21 protein-coding genes, 1 tRNA gene and 1 rRNA gene (1 of these 23 cut by a window edge) are annotated in these 26259 nt (G+C 41.7%); 15 read left to right on the forward strand and 8 right to left on the reverse strand.

What is annotated here, in order from left to right; genetic code table 11:
- Positions 1-38: 38 nt before the first annotated feature.
- The 4 genes from IGJ42_RS04825 to IGJ42_RS04840 all read right to left on the reverse strand — a co-directional run bounded on the left by IGJ42_RS04825 (position 39) and on the right by IGJ42_RS04840 (position 4028).
- Entirely contained in the window at positions 39-1841 is a 1803-nt protein-coding gene (locus IGJ42_RS04825) for a glycerophosphoryl diester phosphodiesterase membrane domain-containing protein (protein WP_086332183.1), read from the reverse strand.
- A 173-nt stretch (positions 1842-2014) separates the two neighbouring features.
- A complete protein-coding gene (locus tag IGJ42_RS04830) occupies positions 2015-2614 on the reverse strand; it encodes a TVP38/TMEM64 family protein (RefSeq protein WP_005229140.1) in 600 nt (199 codons plus the stop codon).
- 188 nt (positions 2615-2802) lie between these two features.
- Positions 2803-3273, reverse strand: a complete 471-nt coding sequence (locus tag IGJ42_RS04835) for a threonine/serine exporter family protein (RefSeq protein ID WP_005237187.1) — start codon at positions 3271-3273, stop codon at positions 2803-2805.
- Positions 3270-4028, reverse strand: a complete 759-nt coding sequence (locus IGJ42_RS04840) for a threonine/serine exporter family protein (RefSeq protein ID WP_086332184.1) — start codon at positions 4026-4028, stop codon at positions 3270-3272. The genes IGJ42_RS04835 and IGJ42_RS04840 overlap by 4 nt, the downstream gene beginning before the upstream one ends.
- A gap of 277 nt (positions 4029-4305) precedes the next feature.
- Between IGJ42_RS04840 and IGJ42_RS04845 the strand changes: the two genes are divergently transcribed.
- Together IGJ42_RS04845 and IGJ42_RS04850 are read left to right on the forward strand one after the other, a co-directional pair.
- Complete coding sequence (locus tag IGJ42_RS04845; RefSeq protein ID WP_086299272.1) at positions 4306-4872, forward strand: TetR/AcrR family transcriptional regulator; 567 nt, start codon at positions 4306-4308, stop codon at positions 4870-4872.
- Between the two features lie 84 nt (positions 4873-4956).
- A tRNA-Ser gene (locus tag IGJ42_RS04850) sits at positions 4957-5044 on the forward strand.
- Between the two features lie 205 nt (positions 5045-5249).
- On the opposite strand, the gene IGJ42_RS04855 is transcribed toward IGJ42_RS04850, so the two are convergent.
- Positions 5250-5909: an Ltp family lipoprotein gene (locus IGJ42_RS04855; RefSeq protein WP_008377802.1), complete on the reverse strand. Its 660-nt coding sequence runs from the start codon at positions 5907-5909 to the stop codon at positions 5250-5252.
- A 229-nt stretch (positions 5910-6138) separates the two neighbouring features.
- On the opposite strand from IGJ42_RS04855, the gene IGJ42_RS04860 reads away from it, so the two are divergent.
- Positions 6139-6327, forward strand: coding sequence for a hypothetical protein (locus IGJ42_RS04860; RefSeq protein ID WP_008377804.1), 189 nt, complete (start codon positions 6139-6141; stop codon positions 6325-6327).
- Between the two features lie 59 nt (positions 6328-6386).
- On the opposite strand, the gene IGJ42_RS04865 is transcribed toward IGJ42_RS04860, so the two are convergent.
- Positions 6387-6536, reverse strand: a complete 150-nt coding sequence (locus IGJ42_RS04865; RefSeq protein ID WP_005229155.1) for a hypothetical protein — start codon at positions 6534-6536, stop codon at positions 6387-6389.
- A gap of 464 nt (positions 6537-7000) precedes the next feature.
- Between IGJ42_RS04865 and asnB the strand changes: the two genes are divergently transcribed.
- Positions 7001-8896 (forward strand): asparagine synthase (glutamine-hydrolyzing), encoded by a 1896-nt coding sequence (gene asnB, locus IGJ42_RS04870; RefSeq protein ID WP_061054487.1) that lies wholly within the window; start codon positions 7001-7003, stop codon positions 8894-8896.
- A 54-nt stretch (positions 8897-8950) separates the two neighbouring features.
- On the opposite strand, the gene IGJ42_RS04875 is transcribed toward asnB, so the two are convergent.
- Positions 8951-9754 (reverse strand): Cof-type HAD-IIB family hydrolase, encoded by an 804-nt coding sequence (locus tag IGJ42_RS04875; RefSeq protein WP_005229159.1) that lies wholly within the window; start codon positions 9752-9754, stop codon positions 8951-8953.
- Between the two features lie 250 nt (positions 9755-10004).
- Between IGJ42_RS04875 and IGJ42_RS04880 the strand changes: the two genes are divergently transcribed.
- On the forward strand, positions 10005-11444 hold the full coding sequence (locus IGJ42_RS04880; protein ID WP_005237180.1) for an NCS2 family permease: 1440 nt from the start codon (positions 10005-10007) through the stop codon (positions 11442-11444).
- A 100-nt stretch (positions 11445-11544) separates the two neighbouring features.
- Complete coding sequence (locus IGJ42_RS04885; RefSeq protein WP_016619879.1) at positions 11545-12750, forward strand: multidrug efflux MFS transporter; 1206 nt, start codon at positions 11545-11547, stop codon at positions 12748-12750.
- 47 nt (positions 12751-12797) lie between these two features.
- Here the strand turns inward: IGJ42_RS04885 and IGJ42_RS04890 are convergent, their stop codons facing one another.
- Positions 12798-12980 carry a YjzD family protein gene (locus IGJ42_RS04890; RefSeq protein WP_008377814.1) on the reverse strand — a complete coding sequence of 61 codons (183 nt, stop codon included), beginning with the start codon at positions 12978-12980 and terminating at the stop codon, positions 12798-12800.
- Between the two features lie 147 nt (positions 12981-13127).
- Here IGJ42_RS04890 and dnaE point away from each other — a divergent pair, with 147 nt between their 5' ends.
- The 9 genes from dnaE to IGJ42_RS04935 all read left to right on the forward strand — a co-directional run.
- Positions 13128-16439 carry a DNA polymerase III subunit alpha gene (gene dnaE / locus IGJ42_RS04895; RefSeq protein ID WP_086332185.1) on the forward strand — a complete coding sequence of 1104 codons (3312 nt, stop codon included), beginning with the start codon at positions 13128-13130 and terminating at the stop codon, positions 16437-16439.
- 161 nt (positions 16440-16600) lie between these two features.
- Positions 16601-17563, forward strand: coding sequence for a 6-phosphofructokinase (gene pfkA / locus IGJ42_RS04900; RefSeq protein WP_005237177.1), 963 nt, complete (start codon positions 16601-16603; stop codon positions 17561-17563).
- An 84-nt stretch (positions 17564-17647) separates the two neighbouring features.
- Positions 17648-19432 carry a pyruvate kinase gene (gene pyk, locus IGJ42_RS04905; RefSeq protein ID WP_005229179.1) on the forward strand — a complete coding sequence of 595 codons (1785 nt, stop codon included), beginning with the start codon at positions 17648-17650 and terminating at the stop codon, positions 19430-19432.
- 195 nt (positions 19433-19627) lie between these two features.
- Positions 19628-20188 carry a YceD family protein gene (locus IGJ42_RS04910; protein ID WP_005237175.1) on the forward strand — a complete coding sequence of 187 codons (561 nt, stop codon included), beginning with the start codon at positions 19628-19630 and terminating at the stop codon, positions 20186-20188.
- A 56-nt stretch (positions 20189-20244) separates the two neighbouring features.
- On the forward strand, positions 20245-20424 hold the full coding sequence (gene rpmF / locus IGJ42_RS04915) for a 50S ribosomal protein L32 (protein ID WP_430615987.1): 180 nt from the start codon (positions 20245-20247) through the stop codon (positions 20422-20424).
- 183 nt (positions 20425-20607) lie between these two features.
- Positions 20608-22029 carry an NADP-dependent phosphogluconate dehydrogenase gene (gene gndA, locus IGJ42_RS04920; protein WP_005229192.1) on the forward strand — a complete coding sequence of 474 codons (1422 nt, stop codon included), beginning with the start codon at positions 20608-20610 and terminating at the stop codon, positions 22027-22029.
- 139 nt (positions 22030-22168) lie between these two features.
- A complete protein-coding gene (locus tag IGJ42_RS04925) occupies positions 22169-22855 on the forward strand; it encodes a response regulator transcription factor (RefSeq protein WP_005229193.1) in 687 nt (228 codons plus the stop codon).
- 14 nt (positions 22856-22869) lie between these two features.
- Positions 22870-24375 carry a HAMP domain-containing sensor histidine kinase gene (locus IGJ42_RS04930; protein WP_034872519.1) on the forward strand — a complete coding sequence of 502 codons (1506 nt, stop codon included), beginning with the start codon at positions 22870-22872 and terminating at the stop codon, positions 24373-24375.
- Positions 24376-24989: 614 nt separating this feature from the next.
- A 16S ribosomal RNA gene (locus tag IGJ42_RS04935) occupies positions 24990-26259 on the forward strand (it continues 290 nt past the right edge of the window).

The raw sequence follows: 26259 nt of genomic DNA on the forward strand, positions 1-26259 counted from the left end.
AACGGATCACCGTGAGCAGTATTTTTCTTTGTGTGAGATCAGCCAACGCCAATCACGAAATTCAATAGTTTGTCTGAATAAGTCATGTCTTCTTCCGACAAACTCAACTCTTCATTTAAAATCCCCATTTGGTCAGTAATGATCCCGTCTACACCGTAAAAACGCATTCGGCTGATAGTATCCGCATCATTGGGGGTCCAAACGAACACTTCCTTGCCATCGGTCCGGGCAGAAGCGATGAAATTGCGGTTGATCGTACTGTATTCCATTGTCAGAAAGTCGGCACTGGTCAGTGGCGGCCCTACGACATTGAAAGGCATGATGTATCCCGACGTCAATTCAGGCGCCTTCTCTTTTAATTCTTCAACTACTGTATAGGAGAGGCTTTGCATGATATGCCCATTTGCAACTAAATCCTCTTGGTATCGGTCTAAGAAGGCATCTACGAGTGCCGCAGTATCTTTTTGTTGGGTTTTGATCTCCACCAGTAATTTTTGGTCCAACTGATTGGCAAGCGCCAAGTACTCGTCAAAAGTTGGAATACGGGCTGTCTGGTTGTTTTCTGAAACCGTCAGTGATTCGGCGTAACTCAAGGGCAATTGCTCGGGTTTTCCTTTGCTGCCTGTCAAAGGCCGGTAAGAAAAATCATGGTAGACAATAAAATGACCATCACTTGTTTGCTGGACGTCCATTTCCACGTAGTCCGGCTGATATTTCTCACTAGTAAAACGTAACGCTTCAAGGGAATTTTGGACCCCTTGTCCGTCGCTTACCCCTCGATGGGAGATCGTTACCGGATGGATCGAAGCAGCTGAGGTCAGATAGTTCATATTATACAGACTAACCCCAACACCAAAAAGTACCGTGACCAAGGTAAACAAGGAACTTTTCAGTCCTAGAAAATGTCGCTGGTTCAATGGTTCTTGGTGGAACCACGAAGGGATCTCTGGTAAAAAGCCTTCATCATCCATGAAATCAACGATGATGTAAAAAATAGCCACGGTCGATAAAATGACATTCAGTAACAAAATAAACTGCAAGAAAGTCATAATAAAAACAGCACTATACAACGCATAGTCCGGTGTAACAACTTCAATCACCGCTTGAAGGGTAATCAGCAGCGTGAAGCCCAGAGTCGTGATCAATAAGATACTACCACCGATAAAGACAAATTGACCAACGATGGCAAAAAAACGGCGTTTTGTTACTTGGAGGCTTTCTTTGATCGCTTTTCGAAAGGGCAGATCACGTAAAATCATTTCCGGTAAGGCAAAGATCACGCGAATCCCCAAGTAAATCAACAAAACATAAACCAAAAGCACTGCCCCAATGATCAAGACACGATTGGCAAAAATAAAGTCCATGATAAAAGCAGGGATTTTGATTTTTGCGAGTAAATCCGAATTAAAACTCAATCCACCGATGGGTAAAATCAGTAAGAAGTAAAAAAGGAAAAATAAAAAGGTCATCGGCCGTAATTTGCGCAATTGCAAAATAGTCATTCGTAACAATTGCCGCAAGCTGATGGGCTGCTTCTTTTTGATAAAATAGACACTCAGCAGCAAGAAAGTAAATTCAAAAAAGACGGCTAATAAGATCAAAAGCAAAATCAGGGTTAATGAGAGCAACACAACAGGGTGATCTGTAAAGATACTACCGATATTATCGAAAGAAAGGTAAGGCAAGCCGCCGCGCTTTAAGACGAACTTGGTGGAAGCCGATAATATCGGGATCACTAAGAACAACAAGGCACCGTGCATCAATAAAACATCACGGAAGTAGGCATTGCTGTCTTTCAAAAAATCCCACGTGTTGACTAAGCTGTTTTTTAAATAATTCATGGTCGTCATCCTAACAAAGTAAGTATTGTGGTTCAATTTATTCTAGAAAGGCGGTAAAAAAGAGCCGAACAGTTTTAGAAGCACATTTGCCACAGGCATAGTTCCCTGTTTGAAAAGCAGCTTCTTTACGTTCGGCTCGCTGAATTGATCGTTGTTTTTCTTACATATGATTCTTATCCGCCTAACAAACCAGTTAAGAATGTTCCACCGTAAATCAATGCCATACTGTACAAGAAAATTGAAGCAGGTTTTGCCAACAAAATAATCAACGTAAATTTCTTCACTGTCATGTTGGTCAAGCCAGCCATTAGACAAAGGGCATCATCTGGGGCAACCGGTAGAAAGATTGCAAGGGCGAACAGTTTTTCAAATCGGCTTTGGTTGTCTAACCAGCCGATATATTTATCGTAAGTTTTGTCACTGATCATACTTAAAATGAATGGTTTACCGTATCGTCGGCCAAGCAGGAAAATAATGACAGAACCAATACTGATTCCTACATAGTTATAAACGAATCCTAGATAAGGACCGAAAATCAAGACACCTGCAGCGCTGGAGACACCACCGGGAATAATCGGGATTACTACTTGCAAGATCTGCAATAGGATAAAGACGATTGGTCCTAAGATAACGGAATTTCCAACTAGACCTCGCAGTGCATTAATGTCTTTGAAAACACCTAGATTGATAAAATAGATGGTTAACGCGATCGATAAACCTAAGCCAATAATAGAAATCGTATTAATGATACGACGAGAAGTTGCTATGCTCACAGGACTTCATCTCCTTTATGTTTCATAATCTCACTATACGGGGTGAGACCAGAAAAATCCAGTAAAACAAATGACAAACGTCAAACAGTTTTGTAAGGTATGCCCTTATTATAAAAGAAGTCCGAAAAGAAAACATTGTACTAAAGTCTGAAATAAGAAAAATTTATAGTTTCTGCGCGCCAATAGTTTCAGGAGATTTTTTTATCTGGATGACGTTTTTTTGTGCGTTTCACTTGCCAGCGATTGACGATCTTTTCAACCACACTCGTCATCATGAATCCGCCGGCAATCGCCCCAGCGGTGATGACAACGATCATCAGATTTTCAAAACCGACAAAGTTGTCGCCCAAAGCGAATTCTCGAACGGCTTTGTAGGCAGGGCCACCCGGTACGAGGGGAACGAGGCTGGGAATGTTAAAAATGATCATGGGCATTTTTTTTCTGCGGGAAAAAAAGATGCTGACGCAACCGACGGCAAATGCGGCTAAGAAGTTGGCACTGCCTAGACCGTAGCCAATCGTTTGCAATGACCAATAGATCATCCAGCCAACCGTTCCAGCAATGCCTGTGGCAACTAAGGCTCTTTTAGGAATATTGGTCAAGATGCCGAAGGTTACAGTGCTTAAGAAGCTGAAGGAAAGGTGAATAAAAATCGTCATGAGATCCCTCCAAATAAGGTGAAGACCGTGGCAATGCCGACACCGATCGCGGCAGCAGTAAAGATGGCCTCTGTTCCCCGAGCTGTGCCACTAATGAGATGGCCTGCCAAGATATCTCGAAAGGAATTGGTGATTGCTACACCAGGAACTAAGGGCATGACGGCACCGATAATCAAATTATCGACGTTTTCTGCGATATGAAGAGAGACCGCTAAGACAGACAAAGTACCGATCAGTAAGGAGGCACAAAACATATCCAAAAAGCGAATGTCGATCAGTTTCTTGACCCAATACGCACACAAAAAGCCAAGGCAGCCAATGACGAAGGTCGCTAGAAAGTCAAACCAAGCACCGCCAAAAATAATCATTAAGGTACTGCTGACCACGCCAGCACTAAGAACCTGTAGCCAGTAAGGAAAACTTGGTGTTGTCTGATTGACCTTTTTTAATGCCTCATGCAGTTCCGCTAAGGAAAGTTTATTTTCCGCATAGGCGCGAGAGAGCCCATTGACGGCAACGATTTTTTCGAGATTGATGACTCGATCATGAACATTTTCTACTTGTGCATAGTGGCTACTGCGTAAGCCCATAAAAAGTCCAGTTGCTGTTACATAACTAATACTACCTTGCTCTCCAGCGTTTGCCGCAATTCGATTCATCGTATCTTCCACGCGATACACTTCCGAGCCGTTTTCCATCATGATTTTCCCTGCTAATAAGCAGGTCTCCAATAATAGCTCTTTTGATTCAGCCATTTCCAAACCCCTTTTTCAATCGAATTTGCGTGCTACACTCTTAGTGTACAATTTCAGCGAGTTTTCAACAAGAAAGAAAAGTAGATTTGAAAAATAACTAGAACGCCATCCGTTGGATTTTTTGTGATAAATGAAAAAAGCAGAACATTTCCTATTACTAAACATTCGTTTTTAGTGAACAAAGTGAATAGAAATAAGATAACGGAAGGAGTGTTTTATTTTTAAAAAATGAATATCTCGGTTACAATTAAATAAATATAAAAAGGGGGATTTATTGATGCGAAGGAAGGTCTATACAAGAGAACACATTTTGAAGGCCGCTTATGAACTGATCAATAGAGAAGGTTTTGGCAACTTTACGGCCCGGAATATCGCTAAGCACATGGGAATTTCTACTCAACCAATTTATCTTGAGTTCGAAAATATGCAGGACTTAAAAAATACCTTGGTGGAGGCTGTTTTCAAAGATTTATCGGAAAATGTTTTTCCAGTCGTTCGAACAGGAGACAAACTTGTTGATTTAGGCCTGAATTATATACGCTTCGCGCAAGAGCAGCACAATCTCTACATCGCCCTTTTTATCGACGACTACGGCGGTGGGAAATTGATGCATGATTTTTCATCCACCTATTTCAAATCCTTGATCAAATCAGAAGAAAAATATGCAGATCTATCCGAAGATGCGATAAATGCACTACATAATGGCGCATGGATCGTTGTGACTGGTTTGGCTTCCTTAATGTCGGCGGGTATCATCACACCCACCGATGATCAGATCATCAAAATCATCAACGAGACGATCGCAGGCGTAATCGAAAAGAAAGAAAACTATATTTTCGATTAAAGAACAAAAAATCTGTATCCATTTCCATTTTGGATGCAGATTTTTCTTGACATTTTTTGTAAAACTAGCGAAAATAACTGTTATGGAGAGTTGGCAGAGTGGTAATGCAGCGGACTCGAAATCCGCCGACCCGGTTCATCCCGGCGCGCAGGTTCAAATCCTGTACTCTCCTTATACCAACGCTTTGGAGCGTTTAGCCTATCTTTCGAGATAGGCTTTTTTGTTTGTTGTGGGCAGAAGAATATAAATGACTGCCGAGGTTGATCGATAACCATCTGAAAAGCGATTAACCTACACTCGGTCTAGAAAACAGCATAATTGTTCCGTCAACTTGCCGATATCTTTTTTGCTTGTGGTCCTGCAACAAACGAAAAGAATCAATCGGGCAAACGTGCTAAGGCGTATTCAATTTGTTCAGAAGTAAAGCCTTCAAAGGAAAGTTGGCTCGCCACACGCTCATCCGATAAGGATAAATTTTGCGAGTAGCGAATCGCTTTTTTCAATGCTTGCTCGTTCCAATCGGCATCCACGGTGGCTACGGCAAAGTCTGCTGCGCTCTCAGAAAAATCTTCATAGAGTAGTTGGCGTTTTAAGCTCGACTGAGAAAACGCATTGCTGGATAAGTATCTTTCTGCACGATTCAGTGCATTTCTTTCTTCACGAGAAAGTTCAGGTGTATGTTGCTCGTTGTTCGCGGGTTCTTCTTGTTGTGCGCTACTTGCTTCGTTGTTGCCAGCTTTTTGTTCTCCTTGTGGTTGTTCCATGGAAGCAGCGGCATCGCCAAAGGATTCGCTTTGCCTTGATTCGTTACGTAAAGAAAGGCTTAATTGCGCAGTGATGCTATCGAAAGATGTCACATCTTGGTAGAAGGACAAGCCACCATAAGAAAACAAGGCAATAAAAGCGGAAGCGACAATGATCAAAACGTTTCGATCTCGTTTTGCATTTTGTTTTACTAGCCCAATATAAAATAAGACAATGCCAAAAACGAAACAGAACAATCCAATGAAAAACAAAATGGCGAAAAACGTAGCCATAAAAATTCCTCCTAAATAAAAGTCTCCTGAAAAGACAATAGTACTATGTTCTGTACCAGAAAACAGATTTGTCTTTTCATGAATAGAGGAAAAGGATGATTTGACAAATGTAACGTGTATGCTATTAATGGATCATTCATAAGTATTAAAGGAATGACGCTCAAGAATGACTAGTGAAATAGATGGTAAACTTAATAAAAGCACAGTTGTATCAGCAGGAGGCAAGAAGATGGATTTTGAAGAAAAAGATTATTTTATGCGTTATACAAAAGTTGCGGCACAGGGATTGAGTAAGTTTATTACGCAAGGATCTGTTGATGAAATCTTACAGCTAGATGAACAGCAAAGTGGACAGAAGCAAGAAGTGGATGCTGCAAAAGACAAAAGCGAGCCAAAAAACAAGAAAGCACCTAGCTAATTATTTCCTTAGCGAGGTGCTTTCAGTACGAATCGGTATCCTTCATTTGGATAAACTCCTTATGCAGTTTTTTTCAATTCTTGTACAGCTTGCTCGATCGTAATTCCAGTCGCAAAATGATTCGCATCTTTTTTATCGAAAACGATAAATAAATTCAATTTGGTATCCAGAGTTACACGATATTGTAGATCTGTGTTATAGAATGTCATAGTCATTCTCCTTTCTTAAAACTTGTCATTGAAAGGCAACGGTTAGTTGATAACGAAATTCCATAGTTAGAATAACACTTTTTTTCACAATAGTCCAATAAAACTATCAAACGAACAAATCTGACTGATTATTTTCAGGAAATCAATGCTGAAAATGGAAGCAAAAGAAGTTTGCTGGAGTCAGTAAATTCGGGAAAAGTATCTTTGTATATTTTCAGAAAAATAGAATTCATAAAAAATTTCTTAAGAATTTTGAGGATAGCTATTTTCTTAGATAACAAATTTGTAAGATTGAGAGTATGAGATGATTGGAAACCTTGATATCATAAGGTTTATCTTCAAATTATGTTTTGTGCAAAAATATATTGATTGTATTTTTTTGAAAAAGAGATCGTATCTCTTGAATTCTATGGTATGATTTACTTTAGAAAATGAAAATGGATTATGAAAACGGATGTGAAAATATGTGCGGAATTGTCGGCTTTGTCAATTCAAAAGACCAAAAAGAAATCATTATTGAACGCATGATGGACCGGATCGTTCATCGCGGACCAAACAGTTCAGGGAAATTTACCGACGACCGAGTGGCATTAGGGTTTCGTCGTTTATCGATCATCGACTTAGAAGGTGGCTCACAACCAATTTTTAATGAGGATCGAACAAAAGTAATCATTTTTAATGGTGAAATTTACAACTTTCAAGTATTGCGTGAGGAATTGATCCAAGCAGGTCATGTCTTTTCTACCCATGCGGATACCGAAGTAGTCTTACATGGCTATGAAGAGTGGGGGATTGATGTTTTGCAACGCCTGCGGGGAATGTTTGCTTTTGCCATCTGGGATACTCAAAAACAAGAGCTTTTCGGCGCGCGGGATCACTTTGGCATCAAACCGTATTACTATGCACAAATGAACGGCAGTTTCATGTTTGGCTCTGAAATCAAAAGCTTTTTGCCTCATCCAGATTTCAAGAAAGAATTAAACCAGGAGGCGTTGAAACCTTATTTGACGTTCCAATACTCGCCTTTGAACGGAGAAACCTTCTTTAAAGGCGTTCATCGTTTGCAAGAAGGGCATTATTATCTGTTTAATGAACAGGGATTGACGATCAAGCAGTACTGGGATGCAGATTTTTCAGTGAAAGAAAATCATTCAAGAGAAGAATGGGTCGATAAAATCGATCAAGCAGTCCAAGAATCAATTGCCGCTCATCAAATCAGTGATGTTGAAGTCGGCTCATTTTTATCCAGTGGTGTCGATTCAAGTTACGTGGCCTCGGTCTTGCGCCCAGATCACTCATTTTCAATTGGGTTTGATGACAAAACCTACAACGAAGCGATCGAAGCCCGCAAATTGACGGAAAAGCTCGGCTTGAACAACACAGCAGCGGTCATCGATGGTGAAATGTCCTTTGAGGCATTTCCGCTGATTCAGTATCACTTGGACGAACCGGATTCTAACCCAAGCTGTGTCCCTTTGTACTTTTTAGCCAACCTAGCAGCACAGCAAGTGCGGGTCGTTCAATCTGGGGAAGGGGCAGATGAATTATTTGCCGGTTATGCTGCCTATGGCTTCCACACAAACTCTAAAGCGGTTCGCGTTTTTGCCCAAGGCTTGAAAAAACTGCCGCAAAACATCCGCTTTCGTTTAGGGCGTCAAATCGGCAAAATGAAAAACTTCCATGGTCGAATTCATCTTTATGAAGCAACGGCACCTGCCCAAGACTTCTTTATCGGGCAAGCCCTGGTCTTTGAAGAAGAGGAAGCACTACAGCTTTTAAAACCAACGTATCAAAAAGGACCATCTGTTGCTGAAATCGTTGCGCCTCATTATGAGAAAGTCAATGGTCTCAAAGACGAGGTCAACAAGATGCAATATTTGGATCTTCATCAATGGATGCCGAAGGATATTTTGTTAAAAGCAGACAAAATGTCCATGGCGAGTTCTTTAGAATTACGGGTTCCGTTACTGGATATCGAGATGCAAAAATTGGCGCAAACGATCCCGACGAAATATTTGATCAATCAAAACAATACGAAAGATGTGTTTCGACAAGCGTCAAACCGTCATTTGCCAAAAGAATGGGCAAACCGTGAAAAGCTAGGCTTTCCTGTACCAATCAAGGCATGGCTGAAAGAAGGAACAGGGTATGAAGCAGTTAAAGCCCTTTTTGAGTCAGACTTTGCAGCAACCTTCTTTGATCAAACAGCGATTTTGCAAATGCTAGAAGACCATCGCCAAGGAAAACCGAATCTTCAGCGAAAAATCTGGACGATCTTTACGTTCTTGACCTGGTACAAAGTATTCTTTATTGATGAATCGATTCCCGAAGCCAAAGAAATCGTTTATGAAACACTTTGATTTGAATATGGAAGCAAAAAAAAGCTGATGCGGACAATCCCGCATCGGCTTTTTTTATAGACCTAAATATTTTTCCAAGTAATCGACCATGCCATCTTCCGCATTGGTTTTGTCAGTAACATCATTGGCGATCGATTTTAATTGTTGCGTGCCATTTGCCATAGCAACGCCCCACCCCGCATAATCCAGCATCTCCAAATCATTGTGTTCATCACCAAAAGCGATGATATCTTGCCGATCCAAAGACAAAGAATCCGCGATCACCGAAAGACCAAGTGCTTTATGGACCCCTTTTGGTACGATCTCTAAGATGGCTTGAGGCCCGCCCCACGTGCGAACATCGACTGCATCGTCAAATTGATCCTTGATACGTAAAGAAACAGATTCTGCTAATTCATTTTCGGTTTTCACCAGTAATGAAGTGGGATCCGTTTTTAAATTTGCTAATAGATTTTTTTCGGAAGCATTACCCGAAAAGAAAAAGTGTTGATCAAATCCGCTTAGGTCATCGATGAAAAAGGTTTCACGATTTTCTGCTGCCACAAACGTCAGGCCCAGCTGCTCTTTTTGTGCCATGAGCTCAAACGCAATTTCTCGAGAGATCGAGTGCTCCATTTCGTTTGCCCAGACTTGTCGAGGTTTATGGACCAACCCACCGTTAAAATTGACCATTGGTGTTGTGAGCGCCAATTCTTTATAGAATTGATCACTCATACGAAAAGGTCTTCCTGTAGCGATGGTAACAAAGTGTCCCGCTTTGGTGGCGCGAACCAGTACCTCACGTGTGCGAGGGGAAAGTTGGGATTCAGTATTTAAGGTTGTGCCATCTAAATCAATGGCGATGATTTTTGGTTTCAAAAGACTCGCTCCATTCTCTTATGGTAGTGGCTTAAGTGTAACATATTTCTGTCATTTCACAATACAAGTAAGTTTTCATAATAGTTACAAAGTAAAACACGAACATTAAACGTTTTTGGTTCGTTTTATTCGGAAAAAGGTTTGAAAAGCGAAAATTATTCCCTTATAATTTGTAATTGTTCGATGAAAAGCGCAATTATTCATTTTTTCTTTTCATAGAAACGATTAAAGTTCAGGAGTGAAACATAACATGGAAAAGTTTTTCAAATTAAAGGAGAATAAAACGACGGTTTCCACAGAAGTGATGGCTGGGGTCACCACCTTCTTCGCGATGAGCTATATTTTGTTTGTGAATCCGACGATTTTATCTGCTGCAGGCATGCCGTTTCAAGCTGTTTTCTTAGCAACAATCATCGCTTCAGTGATTGGTACCCTGATCATGGGCTTATTTGCAAATGTGCCTTACGCGCAAGCGCCTGGAATGGGACTTAATGCATTCTTCACCTTTACCGTTGTTTTTGGTTTGGGGTATACGTGGCAGCAAGCATTAGCGATGGTTTTCATCTGCGGCCTGATCAACATTTTTATCACGGTGACTCGAATCAGAAAAATGATCATTCATGCGATTCCAGAAAGCATGCAGCATGCAATCGGCGGCGGGATCGGGATCTTTGTGGCTTATGTAGGGATCAAAAATGCCAACTTGCTAAACTTCAGTGCAGACACTGCCGCAGTGACGGGTTCAGTTGTCGACGGTGAGACGATCGTGAGTGCTAATTTTAATGGGGGGATCGTCCCAGCTTTGGCGAATTTCAATAATGCACCTGTTTTGTTAGCAGTGATTGGTTTAGTAGTGACTACTTTATTAGTGGTGAAAAATGTTCGTGGGGCAATTATTTTTGGTATTTTAGGAACGACGATCATTGGTATTTTGATGGGTGTGGTGGATTTAAGTGCCATTGATTGGCACGGGAATTCATTAGGAAGTTCCATCAGCGAACTAGGCATCACCTTTGGGGCTGCGTTTGGCTCTGAAGGAATGGGCTCATTATTCAGTGATTCTGCCAAAATCCCTCAAGTAATCATGACGATTTTAGCGTTTAGTTTATCAGATGTCTTTGATACGATCGGTACCTTTATTGGGACCGGACGTCGTACTGGGATCTTTTCGAAAAAAGATGAAGAAGCGGTTGAAAACAGTAATGGGTTGAATACGAAGATGGATAAGGCTCTTTTTGCAGATGCCGTAGCCACTTCTGTAGGGGCCATCGTAGGGACCTCAAATACAACGACTTATGTGGAATCAGCAGCTGGCATCGGTGCTGGTGGACGCACGGGCTTGACTTCCGTTGTGGTGGCAGCACTCTTTGCGATCAGCAGTATCTTTTCTCCACTGATCTCAATCGTTCCCGCACAAGCGACAGCACCGGCGTTGATCTTGGTTGGGGTAATGATGATGGCTTCTTTTGCGGACATCAAGTGGACTGATCTAGAAGAAGCAGTTCCAGCCTTCTTCGCGTCCATTTTTATGGGCTTGTCTTACAGTATTTCAAATGGGATCGCTGTTGGTTTCATTTTCTATGCATTAGTGAAAGTAGTGAAAGGAAAAGCCAACGAAGTGTCTCCGATCATCTGGGTCGTCAATGCGTTGTTTATCCTGAACTTTGTCATTTTGGCTTTGATCAGTTAAGTTTAATGATGAAAATCTTTCTGTATTTTAAATGCAGAAAGATTTTTTATTTGATTATTACTCACGATACGGTATAGTATTTGTGAAAGAAGGTTTGTAAATGAAGATTGATTGGAAACGAAATCTACTGATTTCATGGGTAGGTTGTTTTTTTACGGGTGCCAGTTTTAGTCTTGTCATGCCATTCATTCCCTTATATATAGAAGAGTTAGGCGCTCCAGAGAGTCAAATTGAGTTGTTTTCTGGATTAGCAATCTCAGTAACGGCGTTTGCGGCGGCTATCATTGCTCCAGTTTGGGGAAATCTAGCAGACCAAAAAGGTCGTCGTTTAATGATGATTCGCGCGGCTGCGGGGATGACAGTGACGATGGGTTCTTTGGCTTTTGTACCGAATGTCTATTGGTTATTGATCATGCGTTTCTTTACCGGAATTTTATCGGGGTATATTCCAAATGCGACTGCGTTGATCGCTTCGCAGGCGCCTCGAGAAAAAAGCGGTTGGGCGCTTGGGACATTGGCTACAGGAGCCATCGCAGGGAATTTGATTGGTCCTTCCATGGGTGGGGCGTTGGCGCAATGGTTCGGCATGAAAAATGTTTTTATCATTACCGGTGTCGTGCTGCTAATTACGCTCTTGCTCACGATTTTTCTCGTTCAAGAAGATTTTGAGCCGGTTGAAAAGGGCGATCTGCTGTCCATCAAAGAAATTTTTGGTCAAATCAAAAATATGCAGTTGCTTGTTGGCTTGTTTATTACGTCACTGATTTTACAGCTAGGTGTAACCAGCATCAGCCCAATCCTCACATTGTATATTCGTGATTTAAGCGGGGATACGGGCAATATTTTGTTCGTCAGCGGATTGATCGTCTCTGTTGCCGGTGTTTCAGCGATTATCTCCTCGCCGTTTTTAGGCAAAATCGGTGATCGTTATGGCAATCACAAAGTACTATTGGGGGGCTTAGTGCTATCATTTTTCTGTTTCATTCCGATGGGCTTTGTTTCTACTCCGTTTCAATTAGGCGTGTTACGCTTCTTGCTTGGTTTTTCTACCGGTGCCTTGATGCCGTCCATCAATACACTGATCAGCAAGATCACCCCGATGGAAGGGGTCAGCCGCATCTACAGCTACAACCAAATGTTTTCTAACTTTGGGCAAGTGTTAGGTCCGATGGTCGGTTCAACGGTGGCAGCTGGTTTTGGTTATCCCGCTGTCTTTTGGGTAACTAGTGGGTTTGTACTGATCAATATTTTTATCTCAGGATTTAATTTCCGTAAAAGCTTACGTAAAACGGACATCAGTGAATAGTTGAAAAGAAAAAAAAACCAGTTACAATAAAGGTAACTGGTTTTTTTTTAATGGCTTGTCTTTTCAGGCGCTGGTGCGATAATACCAACAAGAATGATCACCACACCTGTGACCAAAGAGATGATTGAAGTTAATTGAAAATCATAAGTTGCTCCAGCAAGTGAGCTGCCTAGATAGCCAACGACTTGACCTAATACAAAAGTCCAAAATAAAGTGACTAGGTAACGCATGACGACACCTCTTTTCTGCGTATCTTCCATTTCGACTTTAGTTTATCACAAAAATATTTATTGTAAAGATTTTCACTTTTTCATTTTGTTTTTCAAATCTATTTACTAGCAGAAAGAAAGAGAATTTTCATTTTTGGAGGGATTTCAATGTATTCACAGCTCACCACCTTAAGCGCCTATTCGTTGCTGCAAAGTACGATCAAAATTCCTCACTATATAGAGCAAGCCAAAAAGATGGGCTATCAGACATTGGGGCTGACCGATCATAATGTTCTCTATGGCGCGGTCGAGTTTTATCAACAATGCCTAGCACAGGGCATCAAGCCGATTTTTGGCGCTTTGTTCGACTGTACCTTCGGAGAGGGATCAATGTCCTTTCCATTGTACGTATTTGCCAAAAACCTCAAGGGCTATCAAACCTTGATGCGTTTATCAAGTGAAAAAATGATCACCGAGCAGTTGAATTTAGCTGCTTGTGATTCTTTGCAGGATCTCTTTGGTTTGCTGCCTGAAGGCGAGGGGTTTCTGCCTTCTCAGCACGATGATCTAGAAGCCAATCAAGAAGCACTGCGAGCAATCAGCCATAAATTTGATTCTGAGAGCTTGTTTTTAGGGATTACTAGCAAAGGGCTAGATCCAGAAACGATCGCTTGGTTTAACGAGCAAAACATTGCACCATGTGCGTATCAACCCATCGCGGCTTTAGCACAAGAAGAAGCCTTTGCAGTCAAAGTGATGACCCATATCAAAGATGGTTCGCAAATTGAAGACTTTCGTCAGGCAAAAGAGCAAGCGACTACGCAGCTTTTTTTACAACCGGCAGACCAATTGACTGCGTCATTTGGCGAAGCGTCGCAGGCATTGATGAATAATCAGCGGATTGCAGCTGAATGCGCCGTCGAGCTGCCGCTGCATCAGCGGCTGTTGCCTCATTACCCGCTACCAGCCGAAGAAAGTGCTGCGGACTATTTGCGGAAAATTTGTTTTGAGCGTCTGCCTCAGCGTGTTGCCCACGTTACATCGGCGTACGAACAGCGTTTGGATTATGAGTTGTCCGTTATCCATAAGATGGGCTTTGATGACTATTTCTTGATTATTTGGGACGTCATGGACTTTGCCCACCAACAAGAGATCGTTACCGGCGCTGGACGGGGATCGGCTGCTGGAGCACTGGTGGCATATGTTTTATCGATCACCGACGTAGATCCAATCAAATACGATCTTTTGTTTGAACGATTCTTGAATCCAGAACGTTACACGATGCCTGATATTGATTTAGATATTCCTGACAATCGCAGAGACGAGATTTTACAGTATGTGCGCCAAAAATATGGGCAAGAATATATGGCACAGATTGCCACGTTTGGTACCATGGCGGCCAAAATGGTTTTGCGAGATGTTTCTCGGGTCTTTGGTCTCTCGCAAAGTGAAGCTAATCGCTGGTCAAAAGCCATCCCCAATGCCTTGAAAATGACCTTAGATCTTGCTTATGAACAATCCAATCAGCTGCGAGAGCTGGTTTCGTTCAATGAGCGGAATCAAGTAATGTTTCAAGTCGCCAAAATCTTAGAAGGACTGCCCCGTCACGTATCGACCCATGCCGCCGGTGTGGTGATCAGTGACAAGAATCTGCTTGATTTGGTGCCTTTGCAAGAAGGCAGCGATGGGATTTGGCTGACCCAGTTTACCATGAATGACGTGGAAGCCATTGGCCTATTGAAGATGGATTTTTTAGGTTTGAGAAACTTGTCGATCATTGATAATACCTTGAAAGGTATCAAACGAATCAGCCAACAAATCGTAACCCAAAAAGAGATTCCTCTTGATGATCCAGCAACATTGCGTTTGTTTCAAAAAGGGGAGACGGCAGGGATCTTCCAATTTGAATCAGCGGGAATACGCAATGTCTTGCGCAAGCTAGGGCCAGAAAGTATCGAAGACATTGCTGCAGTCAATGCCTTGTATCGCCCGGGACCGATGCAAAATATTGATACTTTTATCAAGCGGAAAAAAGGACAAGAGCGGGTCTCTTATCCGGATGACAGCTTGATTCCAATCTTGCAAAACACTTACGGAATCATTGTTTATCAAGAACAGATCATGCAAGTAGCTTCCAAAATGGCTGGTTTTAGCCTAGGACAGGCAGATATTTTGCGGCGAGCAATCAGTAAAAAGAAAAAAGACGTGTTGGATGAAGAACGTCGCCATTTTGTGCAAGGTGCGTTGGCCAATCATTATGACGAGAAGACCGCCAATTTGGTCTATGACTATATTGAGCGCTTCGCCAACTATGGGTTTAACCGTTCCCATGCGTTTGCCTATTCCTTTATCGGCTTTCAAATGGCGTACTTGAAAGTGCACTATCCGGCACCTTTTTTTGCTTCGATCTTGCACTCGGTACGCAATACTGCAAGCAAAATGAAAGAATACTTAAATGAAGCCGCACGTTATGGCGTAGAAGTATTGCCACCATCGATCAATACCAGTGGGTTTAGTTTTCAACTGCAAAATGAGAAACAAATCCGCTTTGGGTTCAGCAGTATCAAAGGGATTCGGCGCGACATGATCCAAGACATTTTGACAGAACGAAAAGAGCATGGCAATTTCACGTCCATGGATCAATTTTTACTTCGCTTGAATCAGCGGAACAGCAAGTGGTTAAAGTTGGACTATTTATTGCCGCTTTTGAGCATCGGTGTATTCGATGTGATTGCGCCTAATCGAAAACAAGCATTGATCCAACTAGAAGGGAAAATCCAAAATATTACTTATAGTGGCGGCAGTTTGGATCTCTTAGAAACCATGGCTTTAAAAGAAGAAGCCGTTGCCGATTACAAACTGGAAGAGAAACTGGCTTTGGAAGAAGAATACTTAGGTGTTTATTTGTCTGGCCATCCCGTAGAACAGTTTCAAAAATTGCATCAATTAAAACAAATCACCGATATTGCCGATCTGGTTCCGAATGAACGGGTCCGCATCCTTTTGTATGTCCGCAAGATTCGGGAGATACGTACAAAAAAAGGCGAACAGATGGCATTTGTTGAAGGAACGGATGCTAGCAAAGAAGTTTCAGTAACGATTTTTCCCATCGTTTATCGACAAGTGCGTTCCTTGATCGAAGAAAATGCTGTTCTCTATATTGAAGGAAAGGTCGAGGTAAGTCGTTACAATGGTGAAATCCAACTCATTGCTGATAAAATAGACTTAGCAGAAAACGTTCAAAATAAAATTGCGCCACAAACTTGCTACTTAAAGATTTCTGCTGAAGCCGAAACGTCGCACCTGCAAGCATTGTCGAAGGAAATGAAGCAGCATCAAGGAAATATTCCAGTGGTGATGTTTTATGAAAGTAGTGGCAAAAAAGTGTTATTAGCAGAAGAAAACTGGGTAACGGATGAGCCGAACTTTGTCACACAACTGAAGGCATTATTAGGAAATGGAAATGTAATTTTCAAGTAATTTTCCGAAAACGATAATTCAACTTACACTTTTTTCAACTTTTTCCCACTATTTCAAGACATTTTCATGGAATAATGGTAGAATATGTCTCGTGGTTATTACTTGAAAACTAGCAAACAGGGGCTTCCCTAAACAAAATCTTTTGATGAGGTGAAAGAATAATGAAACGCATTGGAATTCTAACCAGTGGCGGCGATGCACCAGGAATGAACGCAGCGATTCGCGCAGTTGTCAGAAAGGGTATTTTTGACGGACTTGAAGTATACGGAATCAACTATGGCTATGCCGGACTAGTCGCAGGCGACATTCGTCGCTTAGATGTTGCTGATGTTGGTGACAAAATTCAACGTGGTGGAACATTCTTATATTCAGCACGTTATCCAGAATTTGCGACACAAGAAGGGCAATTAAAAGGAATCGAGCAATTAAAGAAATTTGGCATCGAAGGGCTAGTCGTGATTGGTGGAGATGGATCTTATCATGGTGCGATGGCACTTACTCGCCACGGTTTCCCAGCAATCGGGATTCCAGGAACGATCGATAACGACATTCCAGGAACAGATTTCACGATTGGTTTTGATACAGCAATCAATACTGTCTTAGAATCGATTGACCGTATCCGTGATACAGCGACATCACATGTCCGCACATTTGTGATCGAAGTAATGGGACGTGGTGCTGGCGATATCGCTTTATGGTCAGGTGTGGCCGGTGGTGCAGATGAAATCATCATCCCAGAACATGATTTTGACATGCAAGTTGTTGCTGATCGTATCCGTGAAGGACGCGACCGCGGGAAAAAACATTGCTTGATCGTTTTAGCCGAAGGCGTGATGGGCGGAAATGATTTTGCTGACAAACTTTCTGAATACGGCGATTTCCATACACGTGTATCAATTCTAGGACACGTTGTCCGTGGTGGTTCACCAAGCGCTCGTGACCGTGTGTTAGCAAGTAAATTTGGTTCATATGCCGTTGAATTATTGCAACAAGGCAAAGGCGGTCTATGTATCGGTATCGAAAACAATGAAATGATTGCTTCTGATATTATCGAAACCCTTGAAAACAATCGTCACAAGCCAGATCTTAGCTTGTATAACTTGAACAAAGAAATCTCATTCTAAAGAGATTTTTTAGAGCAACGCAACAGTAATTTTGTAAAAAAAGCTTATTAGCTATTTTAAATAAATGAATAGGAGCGTTTAGTAATGAAAAAAACAAAGATCGTAAGTACATTAGGACCAGCAAGTAACAGTGTGGAAATTATTTCTCAACTGATTGAAGCCGGTGCGAATGTCTTCCGCTTTAACTTCTCTCATGGAGATCATGAAGAACAATTAGCGCGTATGACAATGGTTCGTGAAGCCGTGAAGAAAACTGGTAAAGATGTCGGTATCCTTTTAGATACAAAAGGTGCTGAAATCCGTACAACTGTACAAAATACGACAGAAGCTGACTTTGGTCGTGCTGGATACATCCAATTTAACGTTGGCGATGAAACACGCATTTCAATGGATCCAGAACACAAAGGAACAAAAGAAAAAATTGCTGTAACTTATCCTGGTTTATTTGAAGATGTTCATGTGGGCGGACACATCTTGTTTGATGATGGTTTGATCGACATGGAAATCAAAGAAAAAGACGAAGCAACCCGCGAATTAGTGGTTGTTGTTAAAAATGCTGGAATGTTAGGATCACGTAAAGGGGTCAACGCTCCTGGCGTATCAATCAGCTTACCTGGTATTACTGAAAAAGATGCAGAAGATATCCGTTTTGGTCTTGATAACGATATCGACTTCATTGCCGCTTCATTTGTACGTAAAGCGCAAGACGTTTTAGAAATTCGTGAAATTTTAGAAGAAAAAGACATGACTCATGTGCAAATCTTCTCTAAAATCGAATCACAAGAGGGTATCGATAATATCGATGAAATCATCAAAGTTTCTGATGGTATCATGGTTGCCCGTGGGGACATGGGTGTTGAGATCCCTGCTGAAGAAGTACCAATGGTTCAAAAGAGCATCATTAAAAAATGTAACGCTGCTGGTAAATCAGTTATCACAGCAACACAAATGTTAGAGTCAATGCAACAAAACCCACGTCCAACCCGTGCAGAAGCTTCTGACGTTGCCAATGCTGTCTTTGATGGTACCGATGCAACAATGCTTTCTGGTGAATCAGCAAACGGTGACTACCCTGTTGAGGCAGTAGCAACAATGGCACGGATCGACGTTGAAGCTGAAAAAGCTTTATCAGAAAACAGCACATTCCAAATCAACCAATTCGATAAAACAGATGTAACAGAAACAATCGGTTTATCTGTTGCTCGTGCGGCGAAAAACCTAGGGGTTAAAACAATCGTTGCAGCGACTGAATCTGGCTACACTGCAAAAATGATCTCTAAATATCGTCCAGATGCTGACATTTTAGCTGTTACATTTGATGAACGTACAAAACGTGGCTTGATGCTTAACTGGGGTGTCTACCCAACCGTTGCTGAAAAACCATCAACAACTGATGAAATGTTTGAATTAGCAGCAAAACAAGCAGTTGATTTAGGTTTTGCTAAAGAAGGCGATCTAATCTTGATCACAGCCGGTGTTCCTGTTGGTGAACGCGGAACAACCAACGTCATGAAGATCCAATTGATCGGTTCAAAATTGCTTGAAGCGCAAGGGATTGGTGAAAAATCAGTTGTTGCCAATGCCGTGATCGCTCACAGTGCCGAAGAAGCAATTGCGAAAGCAAAAGATGGCATGATTTTAGTTGTACCAACAACAGATAAAGAATATATGCCAGCAATCGAAAAAGCAGCAGCTTTAGTTGTTGAAGATGGCGGCTTGACTTCTCATGCAGCAGTTGTCGGAATCGCGAAAGATCTACCAGTCATCGTTGGTGCCAAAGACGCAACAACAACCATCAAAGATGGCGAATTGGTTACTCTTGATTCTCGTCGCGGTATCGTTTATCGTGGAGAAACAACAGCGATCTAATGATTTTTAACGATTGATCAAGCAACAGGCAAGTGCACGTTGTGCGCTTCCTGTTGTTTTTTTGAGAGGGTCGAAATCCCTTGAGAAAGGGCATTAAAATGACACGATCAAAAATGAAAAAGGTGTCAAGAAAATTTCATTGACAAAGCCTCAGAAGCCCTGTATAATTGCTTTTGTTGCTTAGGGGTGATAAAAATGAAATGGTCTTTATTGGAATTAAAAAAATACCAAGAGACACCGCTGATGTTTGAAGAAACACTTGACTTAAAGAGTCAACTGATAAAACGCGATGGACAGATCATTGATTTGTCTCCTGTAAAAGTAAAAGGGCTGATGAGTGTTGATAAGCAAGGATACTTGCTGCACTATCAAGTAGAAACGACGATGACATTGCCATCTACTCGTTCTTTGACACCTGTAGCGATTCCTTTTGATTTTTCAGTGGATGAACACTTCATGACACCAGAGCAATTTCAGCGTCGCGATGAAACGATCGTCGAAGAAGAAGTTTTGATCGTTGAAGGTCAAACCATCAGCTTAGATGAATCAGTCGCTGATAACCTATTACTTGCGATTCCTTTGCAAGTCCTGACAGAAGAAGAAAAGCAAGGTTCAGCAATGCCATCTGGCAACGATTGGGCTGTTTTGTCAGAAGAAGACTTTGCAAATCAAAAAGAAGCGCAAGCTCAACAAGTTGATCCTCGTCTTGCAAAATTATCCGAATTATTCACTGAATCAGATGACGATAACGCGTAGGATTGGAATAAATTGCAGCCTCAAGGTTGCGTTCATTAACAAGGAGGTGTAGCAAAATGGCAGTACCAGCTAGAAAAACTTCGAAAGCGAAGAAAGCAAAACGTCGTACACATTACAAATTGACAATCAACGGTTTGAACGCATGTGCAAACTGTGGTGAAATGAAAAAAAGCCACCATGTCTGCTCAAACTGTGGTCATTACGATGGCAAAGACGTAGCAACAAAAGAAGCATAATTCCTTTTTTTCAGAAAGAGGATTCTAAAACCTTAGGCTAACCATGGAGCCTGAGGTTTTTTTGTTTTTTTGACTAATATGGAACTTTTCAGAAATATTTTTGTCCAGCGAAAGAGAATAGTTCAAAAGCAGGTACATTTGCGCTATAATGAAAAAGATAATTGAATCTTAGGAGGATGAAAGATGACAAAACAACAAATCGGCGTTGTCGGTATGGCTGTTATGGGCAAAAACTTAGCGTTGAACATCGAAAGCCGCGGTTATTCAGTTGCCTTATTTAACCGTACTGGTTCAAAGACAGAAGAAGTAGTAAAAGAACATCCAGATAAAAATTTTAAAGCAACCTATACGATAGAAGAATTTGTTCAATCTATTGAAAAACCACGTCGTATTTTATTAATGGTAAAAGCAGGATTTGCGACAGATGCAACGATCCAAGAATTATTGCCTCATCTAGACAAAGGCGATATTTTGATCGATGGCGGAAATACCTTCTTTAAAGATACGGTTCGTCGTAACGAAGAGTTGGCAAACTCAGGAATCAACTTTATCGGTACAGGTGTATCTGGTGGGGAAGAGGGCGCCTTGAAAGGTCCTTCGATCATGCCAGGAGGACAAAAAGAAGCGTATGAATTGGTTGCGCCAATCTTGGAACAAATTTCTGCAAAAGCCGAAGATGGAACACCTTGTGTGACTTATATTGGACCAAACGGTGCAGGCCATTACGTAAAAATGGTTCATAACGGGATCGAATATGGGGACATGCAGCTGATTGCTGAGTCTTATGACTTGATGCAAAACATATTAGGTCTATCTGTTGATGAAATGGCTGATATTTTTGCTGAATGGAACAAAGGCGAATTGGATAGCTACTTAATTGAGATCACAGCGGATATTTTGACTCGCAAAGACGATCAAGGTACAGGCAAACCAATCGTTGATGTGATTTTAGATGCTGCTGGTAATAAAGGAACTGGGAAATGGACAAGCCAAAGTGCCTTAGACCTAGGCGTACCACTACCATTGATCACTGAATCTGTTTTTGCCCGTTATATCTCGGCTTACAAAGAAGAACGGGTCAATGCCAGCAAAGTCTTACCAAAACCAGAAGCAGTTGCTTTTGAAGGAAACAAAGAAGAGTTTATCAATAAGATCCGCGAAGCATTATACTTCAGTAAGATCATGAGCTATGCACAAGGATTCGCGCAATTACGTACAGCATCAAAAGAGTATGATTGGGATCTTCCTTTTGGTGAAATTGCCAAAATTTGGCGTGCAGGCTGTATCATCCGGGCTCAATTTTTACAAAAAATCACGGATGCTTATGACAAGAATGCCGACATTGAAAACTTACTATTAGATGACTACTTCAAAGATATTACGAAACGTTATCAATCTTCTGTACGTGAAGTAGTTGCACTAGCTGTCCAAGCCGGTGTACCTGTGCCGACGTTCTCATCTGCGATCGCGTACTTCGATTCTTATCGTTCTGATCGTTTGCCAGCGAACTTGATCCAAGCACAACGGGATTACTTCGGAGCGCATACGTATGAACGGACAGATAAAGAGGGAATTTTCCATTATTCATGGTATGACGAAGCGTAAGCTTTAAGAGAATCCAAAAGAGAAAGGCCGAAAGTGAGAACTTTCGGTCAATCTCTTTTTTATTTTTTAGATACATGATAAAATAAGACAGATAATGTCTAATTTAAAGGCAGAATAATCAATAAAGGGGCTATCAATAATGAGTAATATTCTAATCATTGAAGATGAAAAGAACTTAGCTCGATTTGTGGAATTAGAATTGAAGCATGAAGGGTATAATACTGAAGTTCATTACAACGGACGGACGGGACTGGATGCGGCGCTGAATAATGAATGGGATGCGATCTTATTGGATCTGATGCTTCCTGAGTTAAATGGGTTAGAAGTTTGCCGCCGCGTGCGTCAATCGAAGAACACCCCGATCATCATGATGACCGCACGAGATTCCGTGATTGATCGAGTATCAGGTTTAGATCATGGTGCCGATGATTATATTGTGAAGCCTTTTGCAATTGAAGAATTGCTGGCACGCTTACGTGCGTTGCTTCGCCGTATCGATATCGAAGGGGACAAAAACGTTGCAAAACAAACCACGATCACATACCGAGACCTAACGATTGAAAAAGAAAATCGTGTCGTTCGTCGCGGAACAGATGTCATTGAACTAACGAAACGCGAATATGAGCTATTGTTGACTTTAATGGAAAACGTTAATGTCGTTTTGGCCAGAGATGTTTTATTAAACAAAGTCTGGGGCTATGAGACAGAAGTTGAAACCAACGTTGTCGATGTTTACATCCGCTACTTACGGAATAAAATTGATGTACCAGGGGAGGAAAGCTATATCCAAACCGTTCGTGGTACAGGTTATGTGATGCGGTCGTGAACCTTAAAAAAAGAATGAAAAAATTAAAAGAACTGAAGGGGCCTTCTTTAACTGTAAAGTGGGCCTTCGCAAGTTCTTTCTTTATATTCGTCGTATTTACGATCTTTGCCGTGATCACCTATAAAACATCGGTGAATTTGATCGTCGCTAAAGAAGAAAACAATGTGGAGCGGACGATGTCAGAGGTTGCTTCTCGTTTAGCCAATTCGGATCAAGAACTAACATTGGTCCGAACGTATCGTAATTTAACCAAAAATGATGCGGGAACGACGAGCATTTATGATCGCACTTCAACAATCGATGGCAACTTAATGAAAATCGACTCCTTTATTTCGGAATTAGGCCAAGCACCATTGAGCCTGTTTGTTTATAATTTGAATGAGGACCTTGTGTTTAAAACCCATGAAAATGATTTAGCACTGATCGACACGCAGCGCAAAGCGCCAACTATCGTAACGCTGGATGGTATCACAGGCTTTCTCTCGATCCAACCCATTTATTCAAAAGGCACCAGAGAGCGGATTGGCTATGCACAAACCTTTTATGAGTTGACTTCTTTTTATGAAATACGCAGCAAACTGCTGCTGACTTTGATTATCTTAGAAGTCGTCTCTCTGATTCTCAGCAGTGTACTCGGGTTCTTTTTATCAGCATATTTCCTTCAGCCGTTAAAGGTACTACGGGATACGATGGAAACTGTTCGGAAAAACCCGCAGTCAACCGTGCATATGCCAGAATTAAATACGAATGATGAACTGTCTGATTTAGCAGATATATTTAATGAGATGTTGGATCGCATGCGCCTGTACATTGAGCAGCAAGAGCGATTCGTTGAAGATGTTTCTCATGAGTTACGGACACCCGTAGCAATCATTGAAGGACACATGAATTTGTTGCAACGTTGGGGGAAAGATGATCCAGAGATCTTGGATGAGTCCCTCGCAGCCAGTATGCAAGAGATCAGTCGAATGAAGACGCTAGTACAGGAAATGTTGGATCTCTCAAGAGCGGAACAAGTGGATGTTCATTATGCAAATGAAACAACTAATGCAAAAGAAGTTGTCTATCAAGTGTTCAATAACTTTAAAATACTGTATCCGGATTTTGTCTTTACATTGGATGATGATTTGTATCATGAGTTGAAGCTGAAAATCTATCGCAATCATTTTGAACAGATCATTATTATTGTCTTGGATAACGCAGTAAAGTATTCCACTGATCGAAAAGAAGTTCATCTATCCATTTCATTGGATCGTCAATCTTTTGAAATTGCCATCCAAGATTTCGGGGAAGGCATCTCCAAAGAAGACCTCGATAAGATCTTCAATCGTTTCTATCGGGTAGATAAAGCTCGTGCTAGAACCAAAGGTGGCAATGGTTTGGGGTTATCTATAGCAAAACAACTATTGGAAAGCTATAAAGGAAAAATCACGGCGGAGAGTGTCATTGGCCAAGGAACAATCTTTCGAATTTATATACCGATTCTTCAAACGGAAGATCGGACGAAAAGAGAACGTTAGGCGAAAAGCTTAAGTTCTCTTTTTTTATCCATTATTGATAGATTTAGCCGTGAAATACTTCTTATAAGCGAACGTTCGAATCGTTTGACAATGAATAATTCGCTTATAAAAATAGTTGCCCAAAAGCCTATTTTTTTAGTTGATTTTTCCTTTAAGAATTGCTATATTATTACTTGTCCTTGTTAAGACATTTGTAACAAACACTGATTGAACTTTTTTGAAATTAGTTGTTGACGAAACATTTTACAAGTGTTATTATAACAAAGTCGAAAAAATATCATCTCTGAAAAACCTAATAAATCAAAAAAAATTTTCAAAAAAGTGTTTGACATATAACGGTTGAGATGGTAAGATGAAAAAGTCGCTGAGGTTAAGAAAGAAGTTAAATAACAACTTCTTGAAAAAAACTTTTAAAAAAGAGTTGACAATCAACTGTCGCTCTGATATGATATAAAAGTTGCTAACACAGCACGGTAGACCTTTGAAAACTGAACAAAGCAAGCAAACGAACCAATGTGTAGGACGTTTCAATTTATTGAAACAAATACATGCAAGCAATAGCTAGCAAAGTTAATTTTTATGAGCTTAATGACCGTATGGTCATTCAAACAAATCATTATGAGAGTTTGATCCTGGCTCAGGACGAACGCTGGCGGCGTGCCTAATACATGCAAGTCGAACGCTTTTTCTTTCACCGGAGCTTGCTCCACCGAAAGAAAAAGAGTGGCGAACGGGTGAGTAACACGTGGGTAACCTGCCCATCAGAAGGGGATAACACTTGGAAACAGGTGCTAATACCGTATAACACTATTTTCCGCATGGAAGAAAGTTGAAAGGCGCTTTTGCGTCACTGATGGATGGACCCGCGGTGCATTAGCTAGTTGGTGAGGTAACGGCTCACCAAGGCAACGATGCATAGCCGACCTGAGAGGGTGATCGGCCACACTGGGACTGAGACACGGCCCAGACTCCTACGGGAGGCAGCAGTAGGGAATCTTCGGCAATGGACGAAAGTCTGACCGAGCAACGCCGCGTGAGTGAAGAAGGTTTTCGGATCGTAAAACTCTGTTGTTAGAGAAGAACAAGGATGAGAGTAAAACGTTCATCCCTTGACGGTATCTAACCAGAAAGCCACGGCTAACTACGTGCCAGCAGCCGCGGTAATACGTAGGTGGCAAGCGTTGTCCGGATTTATTGGGCGTAAAGCGAGCGCAGGCGGTTTCTTAAGTCTGATGTGAAAGCCCCCGGCTCAACCGGGGAGGGTCATTGGAAACTGGGAGACTTGAGTGCAGAAGAGGAGAGTGGAATTCCATGTGTAGCGGTGAAATGCGTAGATATATGGAGGAACACCAGTGGCGAAGGCGGCTCTCTGGTCTGTAACTGACGCTGAGGCTCGAAAGCGTGGGGAGCGAACAGGATTAGATACCCTGGTAGTCCACGCCGTAAACGATGAGTGCTAAGTGTTGGAGGGTTTCCGCCCTTCAGTGCTGCAGCAAACGCATTAAGCACTCCGCCTGGGGAGTACGACCGCAAGGTTGAAACTCAAAGGAATTGACGGGGGCCCGCACAAGCGGTGGAGCATGTGGTTTAATTCGAAGCAACGCGAAGAACCTTACCAGGTCTTGACATCCTTTGACCACTCTAGAGATAGAGCTTCCCCTTCGGGGGCAAAGTGACAGGTGGTGCATGGTTGTCGTCAGCTCGTGTCGTGAGATGTTGGGTTAAGTCCCGCAACGAGCGCAACCCTTATTGTTAGTTGCCATCATTTAGTTGGGCACTCTAGCGAGACTGCCGGTGACAAACCGGAGGAAGGTGGGGATGACGTCAAATCATCATGCCCCTTATGACCTGGGCTACACACGTGCTACAATGGGAAGTACAACG

It is taken from the genome of Enterococcus sp. DIV1067f (assembly GCF_050543505.1).
Classification (GTDB): domain Bacteria; phylum Bacillota; class Bacilli; order Lactobacillales; family Enterococcaceae; genus Enterococcus_D; species Enterococcus_D entomosocium.

What these genes read in the sequence shown, in the direction of transcription:
- IGJ42_RS04855 (WP_008377802.1), bottom strand. Translation starts at nt 5,909, where the DNA reads ATGGCTACGTTTTTCGCCATTTTGTTTTTCATTGGATTGTTCTGTTTC.
- IGJ42_RS04925 (WP_005229193.1), top strand. Translation starts at nt 22,169, where the DNA reads ATGAGTAATATTCTAATCATTGAAGATGAAAAGAACTTAGCTCGATTT.
- asnB (WP_061054487.1), top strand. Translation starts at nt 7,001, where the DNA reads ATGTGCGGAATTGTCGGCTTTGTCAATTCAAAAGACCAAAAAGAAATC.
- IGJ42_RS04845 (WP_086299272.1), top strand. Translation starts at nt 4,306, where the DNA reads ATGCGAAGGAAGGTCTATACAAGAGAACACATTTTGAAGGCCGCTTAT.
- IGJ42_RS04840 (WP_086332184.1), bottom strand. Translation starts at nt 4,028, where the DNA reads ATGGCTGAATCAAAAGAGCTATTATTGGAGACCTGCTTATTAGCAGGG.
- IGJ42_RS04835 (WP_005237187.1), bottom strand. Translation starts at nt 3,273, where the DNA reads ATGACGATTTTTATTCACCTTTCCTTCAGCTTCTTAAGCACTGTAACC.
- IGJ42_RS04865 (WP_005229155.1), bottom strand. Translation starts at nt 6,536, where the DNA reads ATGACATTCTATAACACAGATCTACAATATCGTGTAACTCTGGATACC.
- IGJ42_RS04825 (WP_086332183.1), bottom strand. Translation starts at nt 1,841, where the DNA reads ATGAATTATTTAAAAAACAGCTTAGTCAACACGTGGGATTTTTTGAAA.
- IGJ42_RS04910 (WP_005237175.1), top strand. Translation starts at nt 19,628, where the DNA reads ATGAAATGGTCTTTATTGGAATTAAAAAAATACCAAGAGACACCGCTG.
- IGJ42_RS04885 (WP_016619879.1), top strand. Translation starts at nt 11,545, where the DNA reads ATGAAGATTGATTGGAAACGAAATCTACTGATTTCATGGGTAGGTTGT.
- dnaE (WP_086332185.1), top strand. Translation starts at nt 13,128, where the DNA reads ATGTATTCACAGCTCACCACCTTAAGCGCCTATTCGTTGCTGCAAAGT.
- IGJ42_RS04860 (WP_008377804.1), top strand. Translation starts at nt 6,139, where the DNA reads ATGGATTTTGAAGAAAAAGATTATTTTATGCGTTATACAAAAGTTGCG.
- IGJ42_RS04890 (WP_008377814.1), bottom strand. Translation starts at nt 12,980, where the DNA reads ATGCGTTACCTAGTCACTTTATTTTGGACTTTTGTATTAGGTCAAGTC.
- IGJ42_RS04880 (WP_005237180.1), top strand. Translation starts at nt 10,005, where the DNA reads ATGGAAAAGTTTTTCAAATTAAAGGAGAATAAAACGACGGTTTCCACA.
- rpmF (WP_430615987.1), top strand. Translation starts at nt 20,245, where the DNA reads ATGGCAGTACCAGCTAGAAAAACTTCGAAAGCGAAGAAAGCAAAACGT.
- pyk (WP_005229179.1), top strand. Translation starts at nt 17,648, where the DNA reads ATGAAAAAAACAAAGATCGTAAGTACATTAGGACCAGCAAGTAACAGT.
- pfkA (WP_005237177.1), top strand. Translation starts at nt 16,601, where the DNA reads ATGAAACGCATTGGAATTCTAACCAGTGGCGGCGATGCACCAGGAATG.
- gndA (WP_005229192.1), top strand. Translation starts at nt 20,608, where the DNA reads ATGACAAAACAACAAATCGGCGTTGTCGGTATGGCTGTTATGGGCAAA.
- IGJ42_RS04930 (WP_034872519.1), top strand. Translation starts at nt 22,870, where the DNA reads ATGAAAAAATTAAAAGAACTGAAGGGGCCTTCTTTAACTGTAAAGTGG.